This window comes from Serratia sp. TSA_130.1 (genome assembly GCF_052691795.1).
The window spans coordinates 351271-375929 of the sequence record NZ_JBQZFS010000003.1 but is presented as its reverse complement, the minus strand read 5'-3'; the positions used below and the strand labels follow the sequence as shown (position 1 = coordinate 375929).

The 24659-nt window shown below is 61.8% G+C and carries 21 protein-coding genes; 13 read left to right on the top strand and 8 right to left on the bottom strand.

The window, feature by feature from the left end; all coding sequences use genetic code 11:
• Nucleotides 1–40: 40 nt before the first annotated feature.
• The 3 genes from ivbL to ilvN all read left to right on the top strand — a co-directional run bounded on the left by ivbL (nucleotide 41) and on the right by ilvN (nucleotide 2257).
• Nucleotides 41–154: an ilvB operon leader peptide IvbL gene (gene ivbL, locus ACUTQY_RS14855; protein ID WP_154747116.1), complete on the top strand. Its 114-nt coding sequence runs from the start codon at nucleotides 41–43 to the stop codon at nucleotides 152–154.
• A gap of 111 nt (nucleotides 155–265) precedes the next feature.
• Nucleotides 266–1960, top strand: a complete 1695-nt coding sequence (gene ilvB, locus ACUTQY_RS14850) for an acetolactate synthase large subunit (protein ID WP_046688225.1) — start codon at nucleotides 266–268, stop codon at nucleotides 1958–1960.
• Nucleotides 1961–1963: 3 nt separating this feature from the next.
• A complete protein-coding gene (gene ilvN, locus ACUTQY_RS14845; protein WP_033641839.1) occupies nucleotides 1964–2257 on the top strand; it encodes an acetolactate synthase small subunit in 294 nt (97 codons plus the stop codon).
• 27 nt (nucleotides 2258–2284) lie between these two features.
• On the opposite strand, the gene ACUTQY_RS14840 is transcribed toward ilvN, so the two are convergent.
• Nucleotides 2285–3055 carry a DedA family protein gene (locus tag ACUTQY_RS14840; RefSeq protein WP_046688224.1) on the bottom strand — a complete coding sequence of 257 codons (771 nt, stop codon included), beginning with the start codon at nucleotides 3053–3055 and terminating at the stop codon, nucleotides 2285–2287.
• Nucleotides 3056–3270: 215 nt separating this feature from the next.
• On the opposite strand from ACUTQY_RS14840, the gene ACUTQY_RS14835 reads away from it, so the two are divergent.
• From ACUTQY_RS14835 to rluA, 3 genes are all read left to right on the top strand, one after another.
• A complete protein-coding gene (locus tag ACUTQY_RS14835) occupies nucleotides 3271–5637 on the top strand; it encodes a DNA polymerase II (RefSeq protein ID WP_046688223.1) in 2367 nt (788 codons plus the stop codon).
• Nucleotides 5638–5884: 247 nt separating this feature from the next.
• Nucleotides 5885–8791: an RNA polymerase-associated protein RapA gene (rapA, locus tag ACUTQY_RS14830; protein ID WP_128868741.1), complete on the top strand. Its 2907-nt coding sequence runs from the start codon at nucleotides 5885–5887 to the stop codon at nucleotides 8789–8791.
• A 57-nt stretch (nucleotides 8792–8848) separates the two neighbouring features.
• A complete protein-coding gene (rluA, locus tag ACUTQY_RS14825) occupies nucleotides 8849–9499 on the top strand; it encodes a bifunctional tRNA pseudouridine(32) synthase/23S rRNA pseudouridine(746) synthase RluA (RefSeq protein ID WP_342188232.1) in 651 nt (216 codons plus the stop codon).
• A gap of 143 nt (nucleotides 9500–9642) precedes the next feature.
• Here rluA and djlA read toward each other — a convergent pair whose 3' ends face one another.
• Complete coding sequence (gene djlA / locus ACUTQY_RS14820; RefSeq protein WP_025301546.1) at nucleotides 9643–10464, bottom strand: co-chaperone DjlA; 822 nt, start codon at nucleotides 10462–10464, stop codon at nucleotides 9643–9645.
• A 228-nt stretch (nucleotides 10465–10692) separates the two neighbouring features.
• Here djlA and lptD point away from each other — a divergent pair, with 228 nt between their 5' ends.
• From lptD to apaH, 6 genes are all read left to right on the top strand, one after another.
• The gene (gene lptD, locus ACUTQY_RS14815) at nucleotides 10693–13053 is read left to right on the top strand and encodes an LPS assembly protein LptD (RefSeq protein WP_021505352.1); all 2361 of its coding nucleotides are present in this window, start codon (nucleotides 10693–10695) and stop codon (nucleotides 13051–13053) included.
• A 65-nt stretch (nucleotides 13054–13118) separates the two neighbouring features.
• A complete protein-coding gene (gene surA / locus ACUTQY_RS14810) occupies nucleotides 13119–14420 on the top strand; it encodes a peptidylprolyl isomerase SurA (RefSeq protein ID WP_033641834.1) in 1302 nt (433 codons plus the stop codon).
• Nucleotides 14407–15399, top strand: a complete 993-nt coding sequence (gene pdxA, locus ACUTQY_RS14805; protein ID WP_046688577.1) for a 4-hydroxythreonine-4-phosphate dehydrogenase PdxA — start codon at nucleotides 14407–14409, stop codon at nucleotides 15397–15399. Before surA ends, pdxA begins: the two co-directional genes overlap by 14 nt.
• Nucleotides 15392–16210, top strand: coding sequence for a 16S rRNA (adenine(1518)-N(6)/adenine(1519)-N(6))-dimethyltransferase RsmA (gene rsmA / locus ACUTQY_RS14800; protein ID WP_033641833.1), 819 nt, complete (start codon nucleotides 15392–15394; stop codon nucleotides 16208–16210). Before pdxA ends, rsmA begins: the two co-directional genes overlap by 8 nt.
• A gap of 12 nt (nucleotides 16211–16222) precedes the next feature.
• Nucleotides 16223–16600 carry a Co2+/Mg2+ efflux protein ApaG gene (apaG, locus tag ACUTQY_RS14795; protein ID WP_015376624.1) on the top strand — a complete coding sequence of 126 codons (378 nt, stop codon included), beginning with the start codon at nucleotides 16223–16225 and terminating at the stop codon, nucleotides 16598–16600.
• Nucleotides 16601–16602: 2 nt separating this feature from the next.
• The gene (apaH, locus tag ACUTQY_RS14790) at nucleotides 16603–17454 is read left to right on the top strand and encodes a bis(5'-nucleosyl)-tetraphosphatase (symmetrical) ApaH (RefSeq protein WP_033641832.1); all 852 of its coding nucleotides are present in this window, start codon (nucleotides 16603–16605) and stop codon (nucleotides 17452–17454) included.
• A gap of 46 nt (nucleotides 17455–17500) precedes the next feature.
• On the opposite strand, the gene ACUTQY_RS14785 is transcribed toward apaH, so the two are convergent.
• The 4 genes from ACUTQY_RS14785 to ACUTQY_RS14770 all read right to left on the bottom strand — a co-directional run bounded on the left by ACUTQY_RS14785 (nucleotide 17501) and on the right by ACUTQY_RS14770 (nucleotide 21458).
• Complete coding sequence (locus ACUTQY_RS14785; protein ID WP_046688220.1) at nucleotides 17501–19390, bottom strand: PhoX family protein; 1890 nt, start codon at nucleotides 19388–19390, stop codon at nucleotides 17501–17503.
• 180 nt (nucleotides 19391–19570) lie between these two features.
• Nucleotides 19571–20053: a type 3 dihydrofolate reductase gene (folA, locus tag ACUTQY_RS14780; RefSeq protein ID WP_033637073.1), complete on the bottom strand. Its 483-nt coding sequence runs from the start codon at nucleotides 20051–20053 to the stop codon at nucleotides 19571–19573.
• Between the two features lie 143 nt (nucleotides 20054–20196).
• Nucleotides 20197–20661, bottom strand: a complete 465-nt coding sequence (locus ACUTQY_RS14775; protein WP_033651687.1) for a threonine/serine exporter — start codon at nucleotides 20659–20661, stop codon at nucleotides 20197–20199.
• Nucleotides 20658–21458: a threonine/serine exporter family protein gene (locus tag ACUTQY_RS14770; protein WP_033641829.1), complete on the bottom strand. Its 801-nt coding sequence runs from the start codon at nucleotides 21456–21458 to the stop codon at nucleotides 20658–20660. Before ACUTQY_RS14770 ends, ACUTQY_RS14775 begins: the two co-directional genes overlap by 4 nt.
• Nucleotides 21459–21586: 128 nt before the next feature.
• On the opposite strand from ACUTQY_RS14770, the gene ACUTQY_RS14765 reads away from it, so the two are divergent.
• Nucleotides 21587–22201: a LysE family translocator gene (locus ACUTQY_RS14765; RefSeq protein WP_033641828.1), complete on the top strand. Its 615-nt coding sequence runs from the start codon at nucleotides 21587–21589 to the stop codon at nucleotides 22199–22201.
• Between the two features lie 36 nt (nucleotides 22202–22237).
• On the opposite strand, the gene kefC is transcribed toward ACUTQY_RS14765, so the two are convergent.
• Entirely contained in the window at nucleotides 22238–24091 is a 1854-nt protein-coding gene (gene kefC / locus ACUTQY_RS14760; protein WP_033651689.1) for a glutathione-regulated potassium-efflux system protein KefC, read from the bottom strand.
• Entirely contained in the window at nucleotides 24084–24641 is a 558-nt protein-coding gene (gene kefF, locus ACUTQY_RS14755; RefSeq protein WP_033641826.1) for a glutathione-regulated potassium-efflux system oxidoreductase KefF, read from the bottom strand. Before kefF ends, kefC begins: the two co-directional genes overlap by 8 nt.
• Between the last annotated feature and the right edge of the window lie 18 nt (nucleotides 24642–24659).

The following is a 24659-nucleotide window of genomic DNA, read 5'->3' as shown; positions in this document are numbered from 1 at the left end:
TTGCGCCTGTGTTTTTATAAAAACCTGACTTTTTTTACTGATGATAAGGTTCCCTGTGATCGCATCCTCGCTGACTTCGACCCTACTAGTTACCGCGCTACCAGCCGCGGTGGTCGTCGTGCGTGTGGTGGTGGTCGTCGGCAATGCGCCGTAGGGTCCGAATCAACGCATCGATTCCCAAACCCCGCCGGCGCAAACCGGGCGGGGTTTCTTGTTTTAGCACCCTGCCCAGAAAAGCTCACCGGCCTTGAGAAAGGACAGGAACATGGCAACTTCGGGCACGCCTCAACCGAGTACCCGCTTCACCGGCGCACAATTGATCGTTCATCTGCTGGAGCGTCAGGGCATCACCACCGTCGCCGGCATCCCTGGCGGCGCCGCGCTGCCGCTGTATGACGCGCTGAGCCAAAGCACCCGCATTCACCACGTGCTGGCGCGCCACGAACAGGGCGCGGGCTTTATGGCGCAAGGCATGGCGCGCGCCAACGGCAAAGCGGCGGTGTGCATCGCCTCCAGCGGGCCGGGCGCCACCAACCTGGTCACCGCCATCGCCGACGCCAAGCTCGACTCCATTCCGCTGGTGTGCATCACCGGGCAGGTGCCTTCCTCGATGATCGGCACCGACGCCTTCCAGGAAGTGGACACCTACGGCATTTCCATCCCGATCACCAAGCACAACCATCTGGTGCGCGATATCCTCGAGCTGCCGCAGGTGATTGGCGACGCGTTCCGCATCGCCGAGTCCGGCCGCCCCGGCCCGGTCTGGATCGATGTGCCGAAAGACGTGCAGACCGCCACCATCACCCTGGAAGAGTTGCCGCCAATCGCCGTGCCGGACGCCGCCCCGAGCTTCGATCCGGCGCTGGTTTCGCAGGCCGCCGCGATGATCAATCAGGCGAAACGCCCCATCCTCTACCTGGGCGGCGGCATCATCTGCGCCGACGCTCACCGGCAGGCGCTGGAACTGGCCGAGCGCGCCGGTCTGCCCACCACCATGACGCTGATGGCGCTGGGCGCGATGCCGGTGGAACACCCGCTGTCGCTGGGCATGCTGGGCATGCACGCCGCGCGCAGCACCAACTTCATTCTGCAGGAGGCCGATCTGCTGATCGTGCTGGGCGCGCGCTTCGACGATCGGGCGATCGGCAAAACCGAGCAGTTCTGCCCTAACGCCGCCATCATTCATGTGGATATCGACCGCGCCGAGCTGGGCAAGGTCAAACAGGCCAACGTGGCGATCCATGCCGACGTCGGCCAGGTGCTGCAACAGCTGCTGCCGCAGATCGACACGCAGCCGCGCAGCGCGTGGCTGAACACCGTCAACGATCTGAAGCGCGAATTCCCGTTCAACATGCCGAACGCCGACGATCCGCTGAGCCATTACGGCCTGGTGCTGGCCGCCGCGCGCTGCGTGGACGACAGCGCCATCATCACCACCGACGTGGGTCAGCATCAGATGTGGGTAGCGCAGGCCTATCCGCTGAGCCGGCCGCGCCAGTGGCTGACGTCGGGCGGCCTGGGCACCATGGGCTTCGGTCTGCCGGCGGCGATCGGCGCGGCGTTGGCGGAGCCCGAACGTAAAGTGCTGTGCTTCTCCGGCGACGGCAGCCTGATGATGAACATTCAGGAAATGGCCACCGCGGTCGAGCACGATCTGGACGTGAAAATCATTTTGATGAACAACCAGGCGCTGGGGCTGGTGCACCAACAGCAAACCCTGTTCTACCAACAGCGCATCTTCGCCGCCGCCTATCCGAAGCGTACCGACTTCCTGAAAATCGCCGCCGGATTCGGGCTGGATACCTGCGATCTGAACGCCGCGGAAGATCCTCAGGCGGCACTGGCTGAGGCGATCCAGCGCCCGGGTCCCTGCCTGATCCACGCGCTGATCGATATCAACGAAAAAGTGTTCCCGATGGTGCCGCCGGGCGCCGCCAACATCGACATGATTGGAGAATAAGCCATGCTGCAACCACAAGATAAACCCCAGGTGATCCTGGAGCTGGCGGTGCGCAACCATCCCGGCGTGATGTCGCACGTTTGCGGGCTGTTCGCCCGCCGCGCGTTCAACGTCGAAGGCATTCTGTGTCTGCCGTTGAAAGACGGCCAACAGAGCCGCATTTGGCTATTGGTCGCCGACGATCAGCGGCTGGAACAAATGATAAGCCAGGTGGAAAAGCTGGAAGACGTGCTGCGGGTGAAGCGCCACAGCGAAGACGTGCGGGTATTTGAACAGCTGGAAGCGTTCTTCCAGTAAGGCGAACGGGGGCTAATGCCCCCGCAATCATTGCCCGGACAGCACCTGCCACAACAGATGCCGGTACACCGGCATCAGCGGCTGTTGGCTCAGCAAATAGCCGACCGCCAACGCCGCCAGCCAACTCAATCCGCACACCACGCGCAGCCGCAGCGGCGTCAGCCAACGGCTCAGCCGATCGGCGTTGCGCTTGCCCTCGCGCCACCAGCGCCAGCTCAGCCACACCGCCAGCCAGACCAGCAGCGCCGCCGCGAGCAACAGCCACTTGAACGTCGCGCTGTTGGCGTCGGCGGGGATATCGATCGCCACCCCCGCCAGAATGCCGGGGAAGAAATAGACCGGCGGCCAGGTCAGGCAACCGATGATGTTCGGCAACGCAAACTTGTACGGCGGCAAATCGAGCATGCCGGCCACCATCGGCACCAGCGGGCGCGTCGGGCCAACGAAGCGGCCGATCAAAATGGTCGCCATGCTGTGCTGGTGCAAGGCATGTTCGGTTTTGTCGAGCAGCGCTTTGTTCTTCTTCAGAAACGACCAGCGATGCAAAGGCCCCTTAAAGGCGCGACCGACGAAATAGGAGATCCAATCGCCGAGCAGGCAGCCGACGATGCCCGCCGCCCAGGCGTAGTAAAAATCCACCTTGCCGCTGCCGATCAGCGCGCCGATGCTGGCCATCATCACCGTGCCAGGCAACAGCAGCCCCACCAGCGCCAACGACTCCAGAAAAGCGACCAGCAGAACGACCATCAGAGTGAAAGCCAGTGACTGGGTGATCAAATCTTGTAAATAGGCTTCCATTACACCTCTGTGGATTATTCGGGCCAAACGGGGCCGAGGATTTTCCAGCGCCGCCGCTGGCGAGTCAATCGATGAATTGTATGCGTATTTGGCAACGCCGCGCGGCAATGGACAATCACTGTATAAAAACCCATACTATAATTTATCTATATTAGCGCCAAAACCGACATCACGCTGAACGTCGCACACGCCGCCCGGCGAAAAACGAAGGGGTTATGACAGCACTGCAACAGGGGTTCCTGCTCACTCGCCACTGGCGCGACACGCCCGCCGGCACCGAGGTCGAATTTTGGCTGGCGACCGACGCGGGCCCGCGCCAGCTGCGTCTGCCGCCGCAAACCTCGGTGGCGTTTATCCCCGCCGAACAAAGGCAGCGCGCGGAACTGCTGCTGCGAGAAGAGCGGCAAGTCGAACTGAAACCGCTGGCGCTAACGGATTTTCATCACCGGCCGATGCTGGGGCTGTACTGCCGCCAGCACCGTCAGCTCATCAAGCTGGAAAAACTGCTGCGGGAAGGCGGCGTTGCGGTCTACGAGGCCGACATTCGCCCGCCCGAGCGCTACCTGATGGAACGCTTCATTACCGCGCCGGTATGGTTCAACGGCCTGGGCGACGGCAATGGGCCGTTGCTCAGCGGCCAAATGAAGCCGGCGCCGGAGTACCGCCCAACGCTAAAACTGGTGTCGCTGGATATCGAAACCACCGCCCACGGCGAGCTTTACTCCATCGCGCTGGAAGGCTGCGGCCAGCGGCAGGTCTACATGCTGGGGCCGGCCAACGGCGGCGATGAGCCGCTGGATTTCGATCTGGAATATTGCGCCAGCCGCCCTCAACTGCTGGAACGACTGAACGCGTGGCTGGAGCGTCACGATCCCGACGCCATCATCGGCTGGAACCTGGTGCAGTTCGATCTGCGGGTGCTGCAAAAGCACGCCGAGCGCTACCAAATCCCGCTGCGGCTGGGGCGCGGCGGCAACCTGCTGGAATGGCGCGAGCATGGTTTCAAGCAGAATCACTTTTTCGCCGCCGCCGCCGGCCGCCTGATCATCGACGGCATCGAGGCGCTGAAATCCGCCACCTGGAATTTTCCCTCCTTCAGCCTGGAATACGTTTCGCAGGAACTGCTGGGCGAAGGCAAGGCGATCGACAACCCTTATCAGCGCATGGCGGAGATCGACCGGCGCTTCGCCGAAGACAAGCCGGCGCTGGCCCGCTACAACCTGAAAGACTGCGAGCTGGTGACGCGGATTTTCGCCAAGGCCGACCTGCTCAACTTCCTGCTGGAGCGCGCCACCGTCACCGGGCTGGCGGCCGATCGCAGCGGCGGATCGGTGGCGGCCTTCAGCCACCTCTATATGCCGCGCATGCATCGCCTGGGCTTTGTCGCCCCCAACCTCGGCGAACAGCCGGAGGAACACAGCCCCGGCGGCTTTGTGATGGATTCCCGGCCCGGCCTGTACGACTCGGTGCTGGTGCTGGACTATAAAAGTCTGTACCCGTCGATCATCCGCACCTTCTTGATCGATCCGGTCGGGTTGGTGGAAGGCATGCGCCACCCAAACGACGCCAACTCGGTGCCCGGCTTTCGCAACGCCCGCTTCTCGCGCAGCAAACACTGCCTGCCGGCGATCGTCGAGCAGATCTGGCAAGGGCGCGAGGCCGCCAAACGCCAGCACAACAAGCCCCTGTCACAGGCGCTGAAGATCATCATGAACGCGCTGTATGGCGTGCTGGGATCGAGCGGCTGCCGCTTCTTCGATCCGCGGCTGGCGTCGTCGATCACCCTGCGCGGCCACGAGATCATGCGCCAAACCCGCGAGCTGATCGAAGCCGAAGGCTATCAGGTGATTTACGGCGACACCGACTCCACCTTCGTCTGGCTGAAACAGCCGCATGACGAGCAACAGGCGGCGCAGATCGGCCGGGCGCTGGTGCAACGGGTCAACGCCTGGTGGCAACAGCATCTGCAGCAGCAGTTCGGGCTGGAGAACGCGTTGGAGCTGGAGTTCGAAACCCACTATTCCCGCTTCCTGATGCCGACCATTCGCGGCGCCGAGCAGGGCAGCAAGAAACGCTACGCTGGTCTGATCGCGCGCGCCGACGGCCAGGAAGAGATGGTGTACAAAGGCCTGGAAACGGTGCGCACCGACTGGACGCCGCTGGCGCAGCAGTTCCAGCAGCAGCTCTATCAGCGCATCTTCAAACAACAGCCCTACCAGGACTATGTGCGTGACTACGTCGGCAAGACCCTGAACGGCGACTTCGACGATCAATTGGTGTACCGCAAACGGCTGCGCAGAAAGCTCGACGACTATCAGCGCAACGTGCCGCCGCACGCCCGCGCCGCGCGCATCGCCGACGACTACAACCGCAGCCAGGGGCGGCCGCTGCAGTATCAGAACGGCGGCTGGATCAGCTACGTGATGACCGTCGCCGGGCCGGAACCGCTGGAAACCCGCCATTCGCCCATCGATTATCAGCACTACCTCGAACGTCAGCTGCAACCGGTGGCAGACGCTATACTCCCTTTCTTGCACGACGACTTCACCACGCTGGTCACCGGGCAGATGGGGCTGTTTTGAGATTGCGCCAGGTTTAGAAAAATCATCCGGTTTTGCAGGTGACGAACGCGCCGCCTTCCATTACCATAGCGCCCTTCCCAAAACTGAACCACGCTTAGCCCTGCCGTCTCGCGACGTCTGCATGGCGTGAACGGCTATTGCCCGTCAAATTTAAAACAAACCGGGATTAACCGATGTTCAGTACAGGTGCCGCGGCCCTTCCCGCCCGGTAACAAGACTTACTTACAAAGAATCGAGCCGACAATATATGCCTTTTACTCTTGGTCAACGCTGGATCAGCGACACGGAAAGCGAATTAGGACTGGGCACCGTCGTGGCGCTGGATGCGCGCATGATTACCCTGCTTTTCCCCGCCACCGGTGAAAACCGCCTCTATGCCAGAAACGATTCGCCGATCACCCGCGTGATGTTCAACCCGGGCGATACCGTCAGCAGCCACGAGGGATGGCAGCTGCAGGTGGAAGAGGTGAAAGAGGAAAACGGTCTGTTGACCTATATCGGCACCCGCCTGGACACCCAGGAAAGCGGCGTGGCGATGCGCGAAGTGCTGCTGGACAGCAAACTGACCTTCAGCAAGCCGCAGGATCGCCTGTTCGCCGGCCAAATCGACCGCATGGACCGTTTCGCGCTGCGTTTTCGCGCCCGCAAATACCAGAGCGAGCAGTATCGCCTGCCGTTCGCCGGCCTGCGCGGCATGCGCGCCAGCCTGATCCCGCACCAGCTGCACATCGCTCATGAAGTCGGCCAGCGCCATGCGCCGCGCGTTCTGTTGGCGGACGAAGTCGGCCTCGGCAAAACCATCGAAGCCGGCATGATCATCCACCAGCAACTGCTGGCGGGCCGCGCCGAGCGCGTGCTGATCGTGGTGCCGGAAACGCTGCAGCACCAGTGGCTGGTGGAGATGATGCGCCGCTTCAACCTCTACTTCTCGCTGTTCGACGACAGCCGCTACGCCGAAGCCAAGCTCGACAGCAGCAACCCGTTCGAGACCGAACAGCTGGTGATCTGCTCGCTGGACTTCGTGCGCCGCAACAAGCAGCGCCTGGAAGAGCTGGCGGACGCCCAGTGGGATCTGCTGGTGGTCGATGAAGCGCACCACCTGGCCTGGAGCGAAGAAGCGCCGAGCCGCGAATATCAGGTGATCGAACAGCTGGCCGAGCATATCCCCGGCGTGCTGCTGCTGACCGCCACCCCGGAACAGCTGGGCCAACAGAGCCACTTTGCGCGCCTGCGCCTGCTCGATCCGAACCGTTTCCACGACTACGGCGAGTTCGTCGCCGAACAGCAGAAATACCGTCCGGTGGCCGACGCCGTCACCCTGCTGCTGAGCGGTGAACGCCTGGCCGACGACAAGCTGAACCTGCTGGGCGAGCTGATCGACGAGCAGGACATCGAACCGCTGCTCAAAGCGGCCAACAGCGAAGGCGACAACGCCGAGCAGGCGCGCCAGGAGCTGGTGGCCATGCTGATGGATCGCCACGGCACCAGCCGCGTGCTGTTCCGCAACACCCGCAACGGCGTGAAGGGCTTCCCGCACCGCAACCTGCACCAGATCAAGCTGCCGTTGCCGACCCAGTATCAGACCGCGATCAAAGTGTCCGGCATCATGGGCGCCAAGAAATCCGTCGAAGCGCGCGCGCGCGACATGCTGTATCCGGAGCAGATCTACCAGGAATTCGAAGGCGAGAACGCCACCTGGTGGAACTTCGACCCGCGCGTCGAATGGTTGCTGGATTACCTGCTGGCCAACCGCAACGAAAAAGTGCTGGTGATCTGCGCTAAAGCCGATACCGCGCTGCAGCTGGAGCAGGTGCTGCGCGAGCGTGAAGCGATCCGCGCCGCGGTGTTCCACGAAGGGCTGTCGATCATAGAGCGCGACCGCGCCGCCGCCTACTTCGCCTCCGAAGAGGAAGGCGCGCAGGTGCTGCTGTGTTCCGAGATCGGCTCCGAAGGCCGCAACTTCCAGTTCGCCAGCCAACTGGTGATGTTCGATCTGCCGTTCAATCCGGATCTGCTGGAACAGCGCATCGGCCGTCTGGACCGTATCGGCCAGATGCACGATATCCAAATCATGGTGCCTTACCTGGAGCACACCGCACAGGCGGTGCTGGGCCGCTGGTTCCACGAAGGGCTCGACGCCTTCGAACACACCTGCCCGACCGGCCGCACCATCTACGACAGCTGCTACGAGCAGTTGATCGGCTATCTGGCCGCGCCGACCGAGCAGGAGGGCCTGGACGAATTCATCCACGCCTGCCGCCAACAGCATGACCAGTTGAAAGCGCAGCTGGAACAAGGCCGCGACCGCCTGCTGGAGATGCACTCCAACGGCGGCGACAAAGCCCAGGCGCTGGCCGCCGCCATCGCCGAGCAAGATAACGACGTTAACCTGGTGGGCTTCGCGCTCAACCTGTTCGACATCGTCGGCATCAATCAGGAAGATCGCAGCGACAACCTGATCGTGCTCACGCCGTCCGACCATATGCTGGTGCCGGACTTCCCGGGCCTGCAGCAGGACGGCTGCACCGTCACCTTCGATCGCGATCAGGCGCTGTCGCGCGAAGACGCGCAGTTCGTCAGCTGGGAACACCCGATCATCCGCAACGGTCTGGATCTTATCCTGTCCGGCGATACCGGCAGTTGTGCGGTGTCCCTGTTGAAAAACAAAGCGTTGCCGGTCGGCACCTTGCTGGTTGAGCTGGTGTACGTGGTGGAAGCCCAGGCGCCGAAGCACCTGCAGCTGACCCGCTTCCTGCCGCCGACGCCGATCCGCATGCTGATGGACCGCAAGGGCACCAACCTGGCGGCGCAGGTCGAGTTCGAAAGCTTCAACCGCCAGTTGAACGCGGTCAACCGCCACACCTCCAGCAAGCTGGTCAACGCCGTGCAGCAAGACGTGCACGCCATGCTGCAGCAGGCGGAAAGCCTGGTGGAAGCGCAGGCACGCACGCTTATCGAACAGGCGAAGCAAGAGGCGGACGACAAGCTGAGCGCCGAGCTGGCGCGTCTGGAAGCGCTGAAGGCGGTCAACCCGAACATCCGCGACGACGAAGTCGAGACGCTGGAGTTCAATCGCCGTCAGGTGCTGGCCAACCTCAATGAAGCCGGCTGGCGTCTCGACGCCATTCGTCTGGTGGTGGTCACCCACCAGTAACCGGCGCGACGCGGGGAGGTGGTTGCCTCCCCGTTCGGCCCTTTTCGCGGAGCCAAGATGGAACCCTACAATCCCCCGCAGGACCCGCTGCACATCCTGTATCAGGATGAACACATCATGGTGGTCAACAAGCCCAGCGGCTTGCTGTCGGTGCCCGGCCGCGCGCCGGAAAACAAAGACAGCCTGATGACCCGCATTCAGGCCGATCATCCGGCCGCCGAATCGGTGCACCGGCTGGATATGGCCACCAGCGGGGTGATCGTGGTGGCGCTCAACAAGGCCGCCGAGCGTGAGCTGAAGCGTCAGTTTCGCGAACGCGAACCGAAGAAATCCTATATCGCCCGCGTTTGGGGGCATATGGCGCATGACGAAGGATTGGTGGACTTGCCGCTGATCTGCGACTGGCCGAACCGGCCGCTGCAAAAGTTGTGTTTTGACACCGGCAAAGCGGCGCAGACGGAATATCTGGTGCTGTCGCGCGACGCCGACGGCAGCACCCGCGTGAAGCTGACGCCGATCACCGGCCGCTCGCACCAGCTGCGGGTGCACATGCTGGCGCTGGGACACCCGATCCTCGGTGACGGTTTCTACGCCCCGCCGGAGGCCAAAGCGATGGCGCCGCGGCTGCAGCTGCATGCGCAAGAGCTGCGCATCACCCACCCCGCCTTCCAGACGCCGATGCACTTTCGCGCCGAGCCGGATTTCTGAGCTCATCACCCTGGGATGCCCTAAATAATTCGAGTTGCAGGAAGGCGGCAACTAAGCGCAGCCCCGGGAGCGTACAAAAAGTACGTGACCGGGGTAAGCGCGGGCAGCCAACACACCTGCAGCTCGAAGTATGACGGGTATCGTTATTTAAAACCTTTCTCGCGTTTGATCAGGTCGTACGCCGCCTGGATCTCCTGCGCTTTCTGCTTGGCCATTTCCATCATCTCCGGCGGCAAGCCTTTCGCCACCAGCTTATCCGGATGATGTTCGCTCATCAGCTTGCGGTAGGCGCGTTTGATGGTGGCGGCATCGTCGCTGCTGCGCACGCCGAGCACCTTGCACGCATCGTCGAGCGTCGGGCCGCGCTGAGCCTGCTGATAGCCGCCCTGCGAATACCCGCCCTGCTGACCGCCGCCGAACTGACGCCCGCCCTCCATCATGCTGAGGAACTGATCGAACTGCGCGCGCGAAATGCCCAGCTCTTCGGCGATGACATACAGCACCTGACGTTCGTTCGGGTGCAGCGAGCCGTCGGCGAACGCCGCCTGAATCTGAATTTCCAGAAACATCCGAATCAGATCGAAGCGGCCGAAACAGATGCTGCGGAACTGCTGCAGCGTCTCACGCAGCGGGAACTGGCTCTGTTTGCCCTCGCGGAACGCCTGCTGCGCCGCAGTGCGGGCTTCGCCATGCAGCTGCAGGCGATCCATGAACAGGCTGGCGATCTGGATATCCGCCTCGGTGACACGCCCTTTGGATTTGGTCAGGTGGCCCATAACCTGAAAAGTGGTGCGGAAAAACAGCGTTTGCCGCGTTTGCTGGTCGGTGAAAAACCCCCGGCTGCGCTTGTTGCTGCGCGCCGTATCGATCATATGACCGATAATCAGCCCCAGAACTACACCCCAGAATCCCGCGCCAGACCAGATGGCGACGATGACGCCGAGCAGTTTTCCCCAATACTGCATATACTCCTCAATTATCATGCCGAAAGCCGCCCGCTCTCCTCCGTTTCAGGAAAGGGCGCAGGCGATTTTTCCTAGAATTTGGATTATCATACCTGTCATTTATCTTTGCGCCTAACGACGACGCAAGTAAACGGCTGGATTTAGCACTAGCGCAACGCAGATGAGTAATATAGTCTCTGACCGTTTGCCGGACACGACGCCTCTGATGACGGAACACCAAAACCGCGTATGAAAAAAAGTTTCCCAACACTGCTGGCCACGATGATTTGGACGGCACTCTACAGTCAGCATGCGCTGGCTGATCTGGCCGAGCAATGCATGCTTGGCGTTCCTGTTTACGACAAGCCTTTGGTCAGCGGCGATCCGAACAGCCAGCCGGTGACCATCAATGCCGATGACTCGCGCGCCGACTACCCGAAAAGCGCCCTGTTCAGCGGCAACGTGCATATCGAGCAGGGCAACAGCACCCTGACCGCCAAAGAAGTTGAGCTGAATCAGACGCAAAACCCCGGCCAGACGGAACCGGTGCGTACCGTCACCGCCACCGGCGACGTGCACTACAGCGACAATCAGATCAAACTGAAAGGCCCGAAGGCCTGGTCTAACCTGAATACCAAAGATACCGACGTCTATGAAGGCGACTACCAGATGGTAGGCCGTCAGGGACGCGGCGACGCCGACAAGATGAAAATGCGCGGCGCCAACCGTTACACCATCCTGGAAAACGGCACCTTTACCTCCTGTCTGCCGGGCGACGACAGCTGGAGCGTGGTCGGTTCCGAAGTGATCCACGATCGCGAAGAGCAGGTGGCGGAAATATGGAACGCCCGCTTCCGCATCGGCGGCGTGCCGGTGTTCTACAGCCCGTACTTGCAGCTGCCGGTCGGCGACAAGCGCCGTTCCGGCTTCCTGATCCCGAACGCCAAGTACGGCAGCAACAACGGCTTCGAGTTCATGTTGCCGTATTACTGGAACATCGCGCCGAACTACGACGCCACCATCACCCCGCACTATATGTCCAAGCGCGGCCTGCAGTGGCAGACCGAGTTCCGTTATCTGGTGCAGCCGGGCCTCGGCCTGATGGAGTTCGACTGGTTGCCGGACGACAAGGAATACGGCAAAGATCATGACGACAACAAACGCTGGCTGTTCTACTGGAACCACAACGGCGTTATGGATCAGGTGTGGCGCTTCAACGTCGATTATACCAAGGTCAGCGATTCCAAGTACTTCACCGATCTGGACTCCAAATACGGCTCCACCACCGACGGCTACGCCACGCAGAAATTCAGCCTCGGCTACGCCAACGAGAACTGGAACGCCACGCTGAGCTCCAAGCAGTTCCAGATTTACGACGATACCGATCGCTCACAGTCGGACTCGTATAAAGTCCAGCCGCAGCTGGATCTGAACTACTACAAGAACGACCTCGGTCCGTTCGACTTCCATATTTACGGCCAGGCGGCCAAGTTCACCAGCGTCAACCCATACAGCCCGGACGCCACCCGTCTGCATATGGAACCGACGCTGAGTCTGCCGCTCACCAACGGCTGGGCCAGCCTGAACACCGAAGCCAAGGTGATGGCGACCCATTACCAGCAGGATATTCCTGACGGTTTCGCCGCCAACTACCAGAGCCGCAAAAACGCTGCCGCGCCGGAGCTCGATGATTCGGTCAACCGCGTACTGCCGCAGTTCAAAGTCGACGGCAAGCTGGTGTTCGAGCGGCCGATGATCTGGGCCGAAGGCGCCACCCAGACGCTGGAGCCGCGCGTGCAGTACCTGTACGTGCCGTACCGCGACCAGAGCAACATCTACACCTACGACACCACGCTGCTGCAGACCGACTACTCCGGCCTGTTCCGCGATCGCACCTACAGCGGCCTGGATCGCATCGCTTCGCAGAACCGCGTGTCTACCGGTTTGACCACCCGAATTTATGATGACGCGCTGGTTGAACGTTTTAACGCTTCCGTGGGTCAAATCTACTACTTCAGCCGTTCGCGCACCGGCGATCGGGTAACCGGGTACGACAACAACGACGATACCGGCAGCGTGGCCTGGGCCGGCGATACCTATTGGAAAATCGACGATCGTTGGGGCCTGCGCGGCGGCCTGCAGTACGACACCCGCCTGAACAGCGTCTCGCTGGGCAACGGCGTGGTGGAATACCGCCAGGATGCCGAGCGCGTAGTGCAGCTGAACTACCGTTACGCCACGCCGGAATATATCCAGACGGCGTTGAACACCAAAACGGTTCCGGCCTTCCAGGACGGCATCTCGCAGGTGGGCATCACCGGCAGCTGGCCGATCGCCGATCGTTGGGCGGTGGTCGGGGCGTACTACTACGACACCCGCGCCAAACAATCCGCCGATCAGCTGGTGGGGCTGAAGTACAACACCTGCTGCTGGGCGGTGACGCTGGGCTATGAGCGCAAGATCACCGACTGGAACAACAGCAACAATACCAGCGTTTACGACAACAGAGTTTCGTTCAACGTCGAACTGCGCGGCCTGAGCAGCGATCATAGTCTCGGCTCCGCAGAAATGCTGCGCTCCGGCATTCTGCCGTATCAGCGCGCATTCTGACGCTTTGCAACACTTTGAAAACGAGAACTTTCACCCGCATTTGCGGATTACATAATGGGAAATGTATGAAGAACTGGAGAACGCTTATTCTCGGATTGGTGGTTTGCGCCAATGCCGCGTTCGCAGCACCCCAAGAAGTGGATAAAGTCGCCGCCGTCGTGGATAACGGCGTGGTACTCGAAAGCGACGTCAACGGACTGTTGCAGTCGGTGAAGCTCAACGCCCAGCAGGCTGGTCAGCAACTGCCGGACGACAAGACGCTGCGCCATCAGATCATCGAACGCCTGATCATGGATAACATCCAGCTGCAGATGGCCAAGAAAATGGGCATCACCGTCTCCGACGCCGATCTGGACAAAGCGATCGCCAACATCGCCGCGCAGAACCGCATGAGCGTCGATCAGCTGCGCAGCCGCCTGTCGTACGAAGGGCTGAACTACAACACCTACCGCGCGCAGATCCGCAAAGAGATGCTGATCTCCGAAGTGCGCAACAACGAAGTGCGCCGCCGCGTCACCATCCTGCCGCAGGAAGTGGATGCGCTGGCCAAACAGGTGGGCGCGCAGAACGGCAGCGACACCGAAATGAACATCAGCCACATCCTGATCCCGCTGCCGGAGAACCCGTCGCAGCAGCAGGTCGACAAAGCCGAAGAGCTGGCCAAACGCCTGGTGGGCGAGATCAACAGCGGCGCCGACTTCGGCAAGCTGGCGATCACCTACTCCGCCGACTCTCAGGCGCTGAAAGGCGGCAACATGGGCTGGGGCAAGCTGCAAGAGATCCCGACCCTGTTCGCTGAACGCCTGGTCAGCGCCAAGAAAGGCGACGTCGTCGGCCCAATCCGTTCCGGCGTCGGCTTCCACATCCTGAAAGTCAACGACATCCGCGGTGCCAGCCAGTCGGTGTCGGTCACCGAAGTGCACGCTCGTCACATCCTGCTGAAACCTTCGGTGGTGCTGACCGACGACCAGGCGCGCGCCAAACTGCAATCCGTCGCGGAAGCGATCAAGAGCGGCCGCGCCAAATTCGCCGACGAAGCCAAACAGCTGTCGCAGGATCCGGGTTCCGCCATGCAGGGCGGCGATCTGGGCTGGGCTTCCCCGGACATCTACGATCCCGCCTTCCGCGATGCGTTGCTCAAGCTGAGCAAAGGTGAGATCAGCGCGCCGGTGCACTCTTCCTTCGGTTGGCACCTGATTCAGCTGCTGGATACCCGTCAGGTGGATAAGACCGACGCCGCGCAGAAAGATCGCGCTTACCGCATGCTGTTCAACCGTAAGTTCGCCGAAGAGGCGCAGACCTGGATGCAGGAACAGCGCGCCCAGGCTTACGTGAAGATCCTCGATGGCAGCGATGCGCAGCAATAAACGCGTCGTCATTACCCCCGGCGAACCCGCCGGGGTGGGGCCGGATTTGGTAGCCGCCCTGGCGCAACAGGATTGGCCTGTTGAGCTGGTGGTGTGCGCCGATCCGGCCCTGTTGCTTGAACGCGCCAAGCGTTTGGACCTGCCGCTGACGCTGCGCGACTACCAGCCGCAGCAGCCGGCCGAGGCGCAACGCGCCGGCACGCTGACCGTGCTGCCGGTGCCGCTCGCTCAGCCGGTTACCGCCGGTGAACTGAACGTCGGCAACAGCGCCTACGTGGTGGAAACCCTGGCACGCGCCTGCGACGGTTGCCTGAACGGCGAGTTTGCCGCCTTGATCACCGGCCCGGTGAACAAGGGCGTGATCAACGACGCCGGCGTGCCGTTTATCGGCCATACCGAATTCTTTGCCGATCGCAGCCGCTGCGATCGCGTGGTGATGATGCTCGCGACCGAAGAGCTGCGCGTGGCGCTGGCGACCACCCACCTGCCGCTGCTGGCGGTACCGGGCGCCATCACGCAGCAGAGCCTGTTCGAAGTCATTCGCATCCTCGACCACGATCTGAAAACCAAATTTGGCATCGCCCAGCCGCACATTTACGTCTGCGGTCTGAATCCCCACGCCGGGGAAGGCGGCCATATGGGGCGCGAAGAGATAGACACCATCATCCCGGCGCTCGACGCGCTGCGCGCTGACGGTATCCATCTTGTCGGCCCGCTGCCGGCGGACACCCTGTTCCAGCCCAAATATCTGCAAGATGCCGATGCGGTGCTGGCGATGTATCACGATCAGGGGCTGCCGGTGCTAAAATACCAAGGGTTCGGCCGCGCGGTGAATATCACCCTCGGTTTGCCTTTCATACGCACCTCGGTCGACCACGGTACCGCTCTGGAACTGGCCGGCACCGGCACCGCCGATGTCGGCAGTTTCCAAACGGCCCTGAATCTCGCCATTAAAATGATAATTAATTGTAATGAATAACAGAGTCCACCAAGGGCACTTTGCCCGCAAACGCTTTGGACAAAACTTTTTAACCGATCAGTTTGTCATCGATAGCATTGTCTCCGCCATTCACCCGCAGCCGGGCGAAGCGGTGGTCGAGATCGGCCCCGGCCTCGGCGCCTTGACCGAACCGGTCGGCGCGCGCATGGACCGCATGACGGTGATCGAACTGGACCGCGATCTGGCCACTCGGCTGGAGAATCACCCGCAGCTGAAAGACAAGCTGACCATCCGCCAGCAGGACGCCATGACGGTGAATTTCGCCGAACTGGCCGAGGAGGCTGGCCAACCGCTGCGCGTATTTGGTAACCTGCCGTACAATATTTCGACGCCGCTGATGTTCCACCTTTTCAGCTATACTCAGGCAATCCGCGACATGCACTTTATGTTGCAGAAAGAGGTGGTCAACCGTCTGGTGGCCGGCCCTAACAGCAAGGCCTACGGGCGTTTGACCGTGATGGCGCAGTACTACTGCAACGTCATCCCGGTGCTGGAAGTGCCGCCGACCGCGTTCGCGCCGCCGCCGAAGGTCGATTCCGCCGTGGTGCGCCTGGTCCCGCACACCGAGCTGCCGAACCCGGTGGGCGACGTGCGCATGCTGAGCCGCATCACCACGCAGGCGTTCAACCAGCGGCGGAAAACCATCCGCAATAGCCTGGGCGATCTGTTCACGCCGGAGCAGCTGACGGAGCTGGGCGTCGATCCTTCGCTCAGAGCAGAGAATATTTCTGTGGCGCAGTACTGCAAGCTGGCGAACTGGCTGTCAGCCAATCCGGCGCCGCAGCAATAAGGAGTTGTTGTCATGATTGATTCGCCCCGCGTGTGTATTCAGGTTCAGAGCATCTATGTGGAATCACAGTCGATCCCTGAAGAAGAGCGTTACGTCTTCGCCTATACCATTACCATCCGCAATCTGGGGCGGACCAACGTGCAACTGCTGGGCCGTTACTGGCTGATCACCAACAGCAACGGCCGCCAAACCGAAGTCCAGGGCGAAGGCGTGATCGGCGAACAGCCCGTCATTCCGCCCGGTGGAGAGTTTCAGTACACCAGCGGCGCCATTCTGGAAACGCCGCTGGGCACCATGGAAGGCCATTACGAAATGGTTGACCATCAGGGTCAGCCGTTCCGCACCGCTATTCCCGTGTTCCGCTTAGCCATTCCAACGCTGATCCATTAATTATGTCGACATACCTTATCGGCGACGTTCACGGCTGTTTCGATGAACTGAAGTCGCTGCTGGCTCAGGTTGCGTTCGATCCCGAGCGCGATCAACTGTGGCTGACCGGCGATCTGGTGGCGCGCGGCCCCGCCTCGCTGGACGTGCTGCGCTATGTGCGCTCGCTCGGCCCGGCGGTGCGCATGGTGCTGGGCAACCACGATCTGCACCTGCTGGCGGTTTACGCCGGCATCAGCCGCAACAAACCCAAAGATCGCATCACGCCGCTGCTGGAAGCGCCGGACGCCGACGAGCTGATCAACTGGCTGCGCCGCCAACCGGTGCTGCAGGTGGATGATGAGCAAAAACTGGTGATGGCCCACGCCGGCATCACCCCGCAGTGGGACATCGACACCGCGAAAATGTGCGCGCGCGAAGTGGAGGCGGTATTGAGCAGCGACAGCTATCCGCTGTTCCTCGACGCCATGTACGGCGACATGCCGAACAACTGGGCGCCGGAGCTGAGCGGCCTGGCGCGTCTGCGTTTCAGCACCAATGCGCTGACGCGCATGCGCTACTGCTTCCCCAACGGCCAGCTCGACATGATCTGCAAAGATGCGCCGGGCAGCGCGCCGGCGCCGCTGAAACCGTGGTTCGAGCTGCCGCGCCTGGTGGACCCGGAATACACCATCATCTTCGGCCACTGGGCCTCGCTGGAAGGCAAGGGCACGCCGGAGGGCGTGATCGGGCTGGATACCGGCTGCTGCTGGGGCGGCGATCTGACGATGCTGCGCTGGGAAGACCGCCGTTACTTCACGCAGCCCGCCAATCGCGGCGAAGCGCCTGACCACGCCGGCAGATTAGCCGCATCCTGAAACGATAAAGGCGGCCCGGTGGCCGCCTTTGTTCTGTATTGCCGCCTTACGCCCCAATCACTCCGCCATCTTCACGCGTGATCATCAACACCGATGAACGCGGGCGCGGGCTGTTGTTCGGGAAGTGCGAATCGCCTTCTTCTCCGGGATGCTGTACGTTGACGAACATCGTCTTGTAGTCCGGGGTGAAGGTGATGCCGGTCAGTTCGCAGGACTTCGGCCCCACCATGAAACGGCGGATCTCGCCGCTGACCGGATCGCCCACCAGCATCTGGTTGTTTCCCTGCCCGACGTAATCGCCCTTGTTGCTGTACTTGCCGTCGGTGAGGATCCACAGACGGCCGGCGCGATCGAAACCCAGCCCGTCCGGGCTGTTGAAGGTGTTTTCCGCCGTGATGTTCGGCGTGCCGCGGTTGACGCCTTCGGGGTGGGCAATCGGGTTGCCGCACAGCGCATAGATGTCCCAGGCGAAGACGTCGGCGGTGGCGTCGCCGCCCTCGTCCCAGCGAATGATTTGGCCGTAGATATTGTTCGGTCGCGGGTTGGCGGCGTTCAACGGCATCCCTTCCTCGCCGCGCTTGCTGTTGTTAGTCAGCGTGCAGTACGCGCGCCCGTCATGCGGGTTCACCGCGATCCACTCCGGGCGATCCATTTTGGTGGCGCCGACCTGCTGCGCCGCCTTGCGGGCGAAGATCAGCACTTCGGCCTCATCGCGGAAACCGTTCTCCGGCGTCAGGCCGTTCTTGCCGAACTCAAGCGCAATCCAGCGCCCTTTGCCCTTCAGCGGCGTGCCGGCTTCATCGCCGTCGAACTGCGCCACGTACAGCGTCCCCTCGTCCAGCAGCGTGCGATTGTTGGCCGGATTGGCGGCGTCGACCACGCCTTTGGAGACGTACTTATAGATATGTTCGCCGCGCTCGTCGTCGCCCATATACACCACCAGACGGCCGTCTTTGGCCACGGTCACCGCCGCGTTTTCATGTTTGAAACGGCCGAGCGCGGTGTGCTTGATGGGCGTCGAGGTCGGATTCAACGGATCGATCTCGACAATCCAGCCGTGGCGGTTGAATTCGTTGGGATTCTTCGCCACATCAAAACGCTCGTCATAGTCCGGCCAGTTGCGTTCCGGTTCGCTGACCTTCAGCGTGTAGCGCTTCTGTTCCGGCGTGGTGCGATAATCGGCCTGACGGGTGCCGAAATAGGTGTCGAAGTTTTCCTCGCAGGTCAGGTAGGTGCCCCACGGCGTCTTGCCGTTGGCGCAGTTGCCGAAGGTGCCCAGCACCTTGCGGCCGCTCGGATCGACGGCGGTCTGCAACAGCGGATGTCCGGCGGCCGGGCCGCTGAATTGCATCTCGCTGTTGGCGGTGATGCGGCGGTTATAGCGCGACGGGCGCTCCACCTCCCAGCGCTGGCCGTCGCCGACCCGCTTGACCGCGACAATGGAGACGCCGTGCGCCGCCTGCGATTTGCGCACCTCTTCCAGGCTGGTGGCCTTGGCGCCGCCGTGGGCGAACAGGTACTGCTCGTTAACGTATTCGTTATTGATGGCCATCACGCCGTGATTGTCATCGATAGGGAAAAAGCTCATGCCATCGTTGTTGTCGCCAAACTGTTTTTCCTGATCGGCGGCGCTGTTGTTGCCCTGCGGATCGAAGGCCGGCGCGCCGTCCACCAGCGGCTCGCCCCAGGAGATCAGCACCTCGGCGCGGTAGCCTGGCGCTATCGTCACTTCATCGGCGGTAGACGCGGCGATGCCCCGGAAGCCCAGCAGCGTGTTCGGCGTCAGATCCTCGGCTAACGCCTCGGCGGAGACCGACCAGATGCCGCCGCCGAGAAAACCGGCCAGGCCAACGGCGCCGGCGCTGCCGAGCAGCAGCTTGCGGCGAGTGGGATCGATCAGGCGGTCGGCGTCTAATTGCTCAATTTGCTTGGTCATAACGTGGTTACCTTTTTAGTTATGGCGCCGCGGTCAAGATTCACCAGAGTTGCCGTGGCGCTCGGAGTTGGGCTTCATACTAATCAGGTAATGTGACGGAAAGGTTACGAATGACCGGCGCAAAAAGACCGGGGGCGCAATTGCTTGCGCCCCCGGGGATGACTGGCTAACGCGCTGAGATCAGCGGCGCTGCAGGATTTCGAAGCAGTAGCTGTGCGAGTTCAGATCGTCGGCGTCGTGGAATTCGCTGAACGTGGTTTCCCACTCGTCCGGCTCGTAATCCGGGAAGTGAGTATCGCCGCCGACTTCGGCGTCGATGTGTGTCAGGTACAGGCGATCGGCGCGCGGCAGCAACTGGGTATAGATGCGCCCACCGCCGATCACCATTACTTCTTCCACCTCACCCGCGGCGGCCAGCGCCTCATCCAGCGAGGTCACCCAGGTCACCCCGGCGGCATTGCCCGGGCGGCTGCTCAAAACGATATTGTGACGGCCCGGCAGCGGGCGGCCGATGGACTCGAAGGTCTTGCGGCCCATAATAACCGGCTTATTCAACGTGTTGCGTTTAAACCACGCAAGGTCCGCCGGCAGGTGCCACGGCATGGCGTTTTCCATGCCAATAACGCGATCCGCCGCCAAGGCAGCGATCAGGCTGATAATCATTGTTTAACCCTGTGTAGGCAGCAAAATTGGTGACACTATACGTAAAGGCCTGAGTGCCGTCGATAGGCTAATCAAGCAAGATGAATATATAAGATAGCTCTTATCAGCATATCTAATAACCAACGTTCTTTTGCCGGGGAATTTCACACGCCGGGGCGTTTGCGGTACAACCACAGACCCGGTAACGACAGGCCGATCGACAACGCGCCGACGATGAAACTGGCCTTGAGGAAGTTGGTGATCATGGTCTCCATCAAAGCCTCGCTGTAGCCCAGATGCGAGATCTCCACCACAGTTATCATCGCGGTATAGGCGGAAATGCCGGGGAACATCGGGATCACCGCCGCCACGGTGAACACCTTCGGATGCGCCAACAGCCAGCGCGACCAATAGATACCGATGATGCCGATCAGGATCGCCGCCAGCAGCGACGCCCACTCGATGTTCATGCCCACGTGCATCATCAGCATGCGCGAGCCGCGCCCGATTGCCCCGAGCAACGCGCAATAGCGCAGCGCGCGCAGCGGCACGTTGAACACCATGGCGAAGCCCAGCGCCGGCACCGCCGCCAACAGCATCTCCTGCAACAATGCCCACAGCAGACTCATGACCACCCCCGCAGATCCCACAGCGACATCGCCATCACCACGCCGATACAGGTCGCCAGCGTCAACAGGCTGGCCATCGCCCAGCGCGCCAGCCCGGTGTTGACGTGCCCCTTGAACATGTCGGCCACCGCGTTGATCAGCGGGAAGCCCGGCACCAGCAGCAGCACGCTGGCGGCCATCGCCACGCTCGAGGTCTCTTTAAACACCGGCAGGCGCAGCAGCAGCCCGGATATCGACGTCGCGACAAACGCCGTCAGGCAAAAATTGATCAGCGGATTCATATGGCGGGCGGTGAGGATCTGGCGCACCAGCATCGCCGCGCCGCTGGCGATAAAGGTCACCAGGAAGGCGTCGCCGCCGCCGCCGTTGAGCATGCTGAAACACCCGCAGGACAACCCCACCATCAGCACCACCAGCCAGCGCGGATAGCGCAGCGGCCGGATCTTTTCGAAGCGCCGCGCCACGTCGTGCGTATCCGCCAGGTGATGCTCGGCGAGGATCACGATATGCTGCACTTCCGTCACCACCTGCATATTGATGCCGCGATCGACATTCTTGCGGGTCGTGGTCAGGCAGGCGCCGTGGCTGAGGGTGGTCAACACCACCGCATTGGCGGAGATTGAACTTTCCACGCTGTCCATCCCCAGCGCCAACCCCAGGCGGGTGGACAACTGCTCCACCACCGTGCTCTCGGCGCCGTGCTGCAACAGCAGCAGCGCGCATTGAATGCACAAGCGGGTGATTTCACGCTGTTGCCGGTGCGGTTCCGGCCTGTCTGTGGCGGTAGTCTGCTGCATGTTGCTCCGTCGCTGGCGATAGATGAATTATTATCATAGAGCCTAACAATACCTCATTGGGTTGATGCGCATCAGAGGAAGCGGCGTTATTATCGCCAACATGCTGCCTTTTGCGCGAGACGCCTCCCATGCTTGAAACTTCCCTGTTCGTCGCCGGCATTGCCGCCCTCGGCATGCTTTCCCCCGGCCCGGATTTTTTCCTGGTGATCAAAAACGCCGCCCGCTACCCGCGTCTGGCCGCCATGATGACCGCCTTCGGCGTGATCTGCGGCGTCGCCACCCACATGTCCTACTGCGTCGCCGGGCTGGCGGTGGTGATCACCACCACGCCGTGGCTGTTCAACCTGCTGAAATACGCCGGGGCGGTCTATCTGGTGTGGATCGGCATCCAGGCGCTGCTGTCGCGCGGCGGCGGCAAAATGAACGTCAGCAATCTGCCGCAGCTACAGGTCAGCCTGAAGAGCGCCTTTGCGCAAGGCTACCTGTGCAACCTGCTGAACCCGAAAGCCACCCTGTTCTTCCTGGCGGTCTTCACCCAGGTGTTGCAGATCGATTCCGGTCTGGGTGACAAGCTGTGGTACGCGGGGATTATTCTCGGCCTGTCGGTCATCTGGTGGCCGCTGCTGGTGTTTTTGATCCAGAGCGGGCCGGTGCGCCGCGGGCTGGAAAAGACGCAGAAGATCGTCGACAAGCTGCTGGGCGGTATGCTGATCGCCTTAGGCATCAAGGTCGCGCTGAGCTAAGCAAAAAAACGGGGCGCCAATCTGGCGCCCCTACTCTTATCCTTTGGCTTCCACCACTTCGTCTTCCGGCGCCTTGCCGTCGATACTGCCGCGCCAGCCGGTCTGCTGCACCCGCGCCAGCCGATTCTGATCCTGCTCGATGGCCGCGCTGAGCATCTCCTTGGCCCGCTGCAGGCTGGCGATACGGAATTCAGTATCCTGGTAATTATCCAGCGTATCTTCCAGCATCTTCAGGTTATAGCGGCGGAAAGTGTCCGCTTTCTCGCGCGCCTCATAGGCGTCCAGCCCCAGCAGCTCCAGCGTTTCACGGCCGACGCGCAGCGAGCTTTCGAAGGTTTCGCGCTCCGGTTTTTCCACCCCCAGCTGCCGCAACTGATACCAATGATCGACGTCGCGCGCCCGCGCCACCACTTTCAGATGCGGGAAGTGCTGCCTGGCCAGCTCGGTTAACGCCAGGCTGTCCTCCACATCGTCGATGGCGTTGATCAGCACCTTGGCGTGAGCGGCGCCGGCCGCCTCCAGCAGATCGGCGCGCGTGGCGTCGCCGTAGAACACCTTGGTGTCAAATTTACGCAGCGTTTCGATATGGTCCGGATCGTGATCCAATACCACGGTGTGCACGCCGTTGGCCAACAGTAAACGACCGGCGATCTGGCCGAAACGGCCGAAGCCGGCGATGATCACGCTGGCGTTCTCGTCATCAATGACGTCAGCCGGGCGATCCTCTTTCGGCGCATTTTTTTCCAGCTGCGCGGCGATCACCAACAGCAGCGGGGTGGCCGCCATCGACAGCGCCACCGCCAGCGTCAGCGACTTGGCCCATTCAACCGGCAAGACGCCGGCCAGCTGCGCGGCGCTGAAGATCACGAAGGCGAACTCACTGCCCTGCCCCAGCAGAATGGCGAACAGGCCGCGCTGGCGCTTCGGCACCCCGAGCAGCGGGCCGATCAGCCACAGCAACGCCGCCTTGATCAGCATAAAGCCCAGCAGCAACGAGGCGATCAGCAACGGATGATGGAACAGCGTGCCGAAGTCGATCGACATGCCGACGCCGATGAAAAACAGCCCCAGCAGCAACCCTTTGAACGGCTGAATATCGCTCTCCAGCGCGTGGCGATATTCCGAGCTCGCCAACAGCACCCCGGCGAGGAACGCCCCCATCGCCATCGACAACCCGGCCATCTCCAGCAGGATGCCAAAGCCGAACACCAGGAACAGCGCCACGGCGCTGAACACCTCGCGCATGCCCGAACGGGCGACGAAGTGCAGCAGCGGGCGGGTGACGTAGCGGCCAAGCAGCACCACCATCGTCAACGCGCCCACCACTTTGGCCGCCGACAGTACGAAAGCGCCCAGCGTCGTGGTGGCGCCGCTGCTGGCCAGCAGCGGGATCATCGCCACCAGCGGGATCGCCGCGATATCCTGGAACAGCAACACCGCAAACGCGCTGCGGCCGATCGGCGACGGCGTCAAATTGCGTTCGCTCATCGCCTGCATGGCGATGGCAGTCGATGAGAGCGCCAGCGTCAAACCGATCAGCAGCGCCACCTTCCAGTTGAGGCCGAGGAAGTAGCAGAAGGCGCTCAGCGCCAGGCCGCAGCCCACCATCTGAATGCTGCCGCCGCCGAACACCGAGGCGCGCAGCGTCCACAGCCGTTTGGGATCCAGCTCCAGGCCGATGATAAACAGCATCAGCACCACGCCGATCTCGGCGAAGGTCAGGATAGACTCGGCATCCGACACCAGCTTCAGCCCCCAGGGGCCGATAATGCAGCCGGCGATCAGGTAACCGAGCACCGAACCCAGCCCCAGGCGCACCGCAATCGGCACGAACAGCGCGGCGGAACCGAGATAGATCAGCCCCTCGATCATCATGTGGTGGTTATCCATGGCTGGCCTCCCGGGTTTCCGCTTCGGCATGTTCCATCAGATAGTCGACCAACCGCTGCCGGTAGGCTTCGCCGGCGGCGATCAGCGCCGGTTCGTTGCAGGTAAAGGTGTTGTGCAGGGCGAAGTACGGCTGCCAGTTCATGCCGCAATAAATCGCCGTGGCCTGCAGCGGCTGCGCCAGCGCGGCGAAGTTGGGAAAATCGCCCAGTTCGAAATGGTGCTCGTCACCGCCGCTGGTCACCGCCCACAGGCAGTCTTTGCCCACCAGCGCGTTGCCGTCGTGGCCATAGGCCCAGCCGTGCTCCAGCACTTTGTCGATCCACAGCTTCAACAGCGGCGGGAAGCTGTACCACTGCATCGGATGCTGCAGCACCACCATGTCGGCGCGCTCCAGCGCCTGTTGCTCGGCGTTGATATCGATATTGAAATCGGGGTACAGCTCATACAGCGAGCGCACCTCCACCTCGGGAAGATCCCTCACCGCCTGCAGCAGGCGGTGATTGGCATGCGAATGCCGGGGATACGGGTGAGCATAAATTATCAGAATCATTGTTATCGTCGTTCCTTC

What these genes read in the sequence shown, in the direction of transcription:
- ivbL (WP_154747116.1), top strand. Translation starts at nt 41, where the DNA reads ATGATAAGGTTCCCTGTGATCGCATCCTCGCTGACTTCGACCCTACTA.
- ilvB (WP_046688225.1), top strand. Translation starts at nt 266, where the DNA reads ATGGCAACTTCGGGCACGCCTCAACCGAGTACCCGCTTCACCGGCGCA.
- ilvN (WP_033641839.1), top strand. Translation starts at nt 1,964, where the DNA reads ATGCTGCAACCACAAGATAAACCCCAGGTGATCCTGGAGCTGGCGGTG.
- ACUTQY_RS14840 (WP_046688224.1), bottom strand. Translation starts at nt 3,055, where the DNA reads ATGGAAGCCTATTTACAAGATTTGATCACCCAGTCACTGGCTTTCACT.
- ACUTQY_RS14835 (WP_046688223.1), top strand. Translation starts at nt 3,271, where the DNA reads ATGACAGCACTGCAACAGGGGTTCCTGCTCACTCGCCACTGGCGCGAC.
- rapA (WP_128868741.1), top strand. Translation starts at nt 5,885, where the DNA reads ATGCCTTTTACTCTTGGTCAACGCTGGATCAGCGACACGGAAAGCGAA.
- rluA (WP_342188232.1), top strand. Translation starts at nt 8,849, where the DNA reads ATGGAACCCTACAATCCCCCGCAGGACCCGCTGCACATCCTGTATCAG.
- djlA (WP_025301546.1), bottom strand. Translation starts at nt 10,464, where the DNA reads ATGCAGTATTGGGGAAAACTGCTCGGCGTCATCGTCGCCATCTGGTCT.
- lptD (WP_021505352.1), top strand. Translation starts at nt 10,693, where the DNA reads ATGAAAAAAAGTTTCCCAACACTGCTGGCCACGATGATTTGGACGGCA.
- surA (WP_033641834.1), top strand. Translation starts at nt 13,119, where the DNA reads ATGAAGAACTGGAGAACGCTTATTCTCGGATTGGTGGTTTGCGCCAAT.
- pdxA (WP_046688577.1), top strand. Translation starts at nt 14,407, where the DNA reads ATGCGCAGCAATAAACGCGTCGTCATTACCCCCGGCGAACCCGCCGGG.
- rsmA (WP_033641833.1), top strand. Translation starts at nt 15,392, where the DNA reads ATGAATAACAGAGTCCACCAAGGGCACTTTGCCCGCAAACGCTTTGGA.
- apaG (WP_015376624.1), top strand. Translation starts at nt 16,223, where the DNA reads ATGATTGATTCGCCCCGCGTGTGTATTCAGGTTCAGAGCATCTATGTG.
- apaH (WP_033641832.1), top strand. Translation starts at nt 16,603, where the DNA reads ATGTCGACATACCTTATCGGCGACGTTCACGGCTGTTTCGATGAACTG.
- ACUTQY_RS14785 (WP_046688220.1), bottom strand. Translation starts at nt 19,390, where the DNA reads ATGACCAAGCAAATTGAGCAATTAGACGCCGACCGCCTGATCGATCCC.
- folA (WP_033637073.1), bottom strand. Translation starts at nt 20,053, where the DNA reads ATGATTATCAGCCTGATCGCTGCCTTGGCGGCGGATCGCGTTATTGGC.
- ACUTQY_RS14775 (WP_033651687.1), bottom strand. Translation starts at nt 20,661, where the DNA reads ATGAGTCTGCTGTGGGCATTGTTGCAGGAGATGCTGTTGGCGGCGGTG.
- ACUTQY_RS14770 (WP_033641829.1), bottom strand. Translation starts at nt 21,458, where the DNA reads ATGCAGCAGACTACCGCCACAGACAGGCCGGAACCGCACCGGCAACAG.
- ACUTQY_RS14765 (WP_033641828.1), top strand. Translation starts at nt 21,587, where the DNA reads ATGCTTGAAACTTCCCTGTTCGTCGCCGGCATTGCCGCCCTCGGCATG.
- kefC (WP_033651689.1), bottom strand. Translation starts at nt 24,091, where the DNA reads ATGGATAACCACCACATGATGATCGAGGGGCTGATCTATCTCGGTTCC.
- kefF (WP_033641826.1), bottom strand. Translation starts at nt 24,641, where the DNA reads ATGATTCTGATAATTTATGCTCACCCGTATCCCCGGCATTCGCATGCC.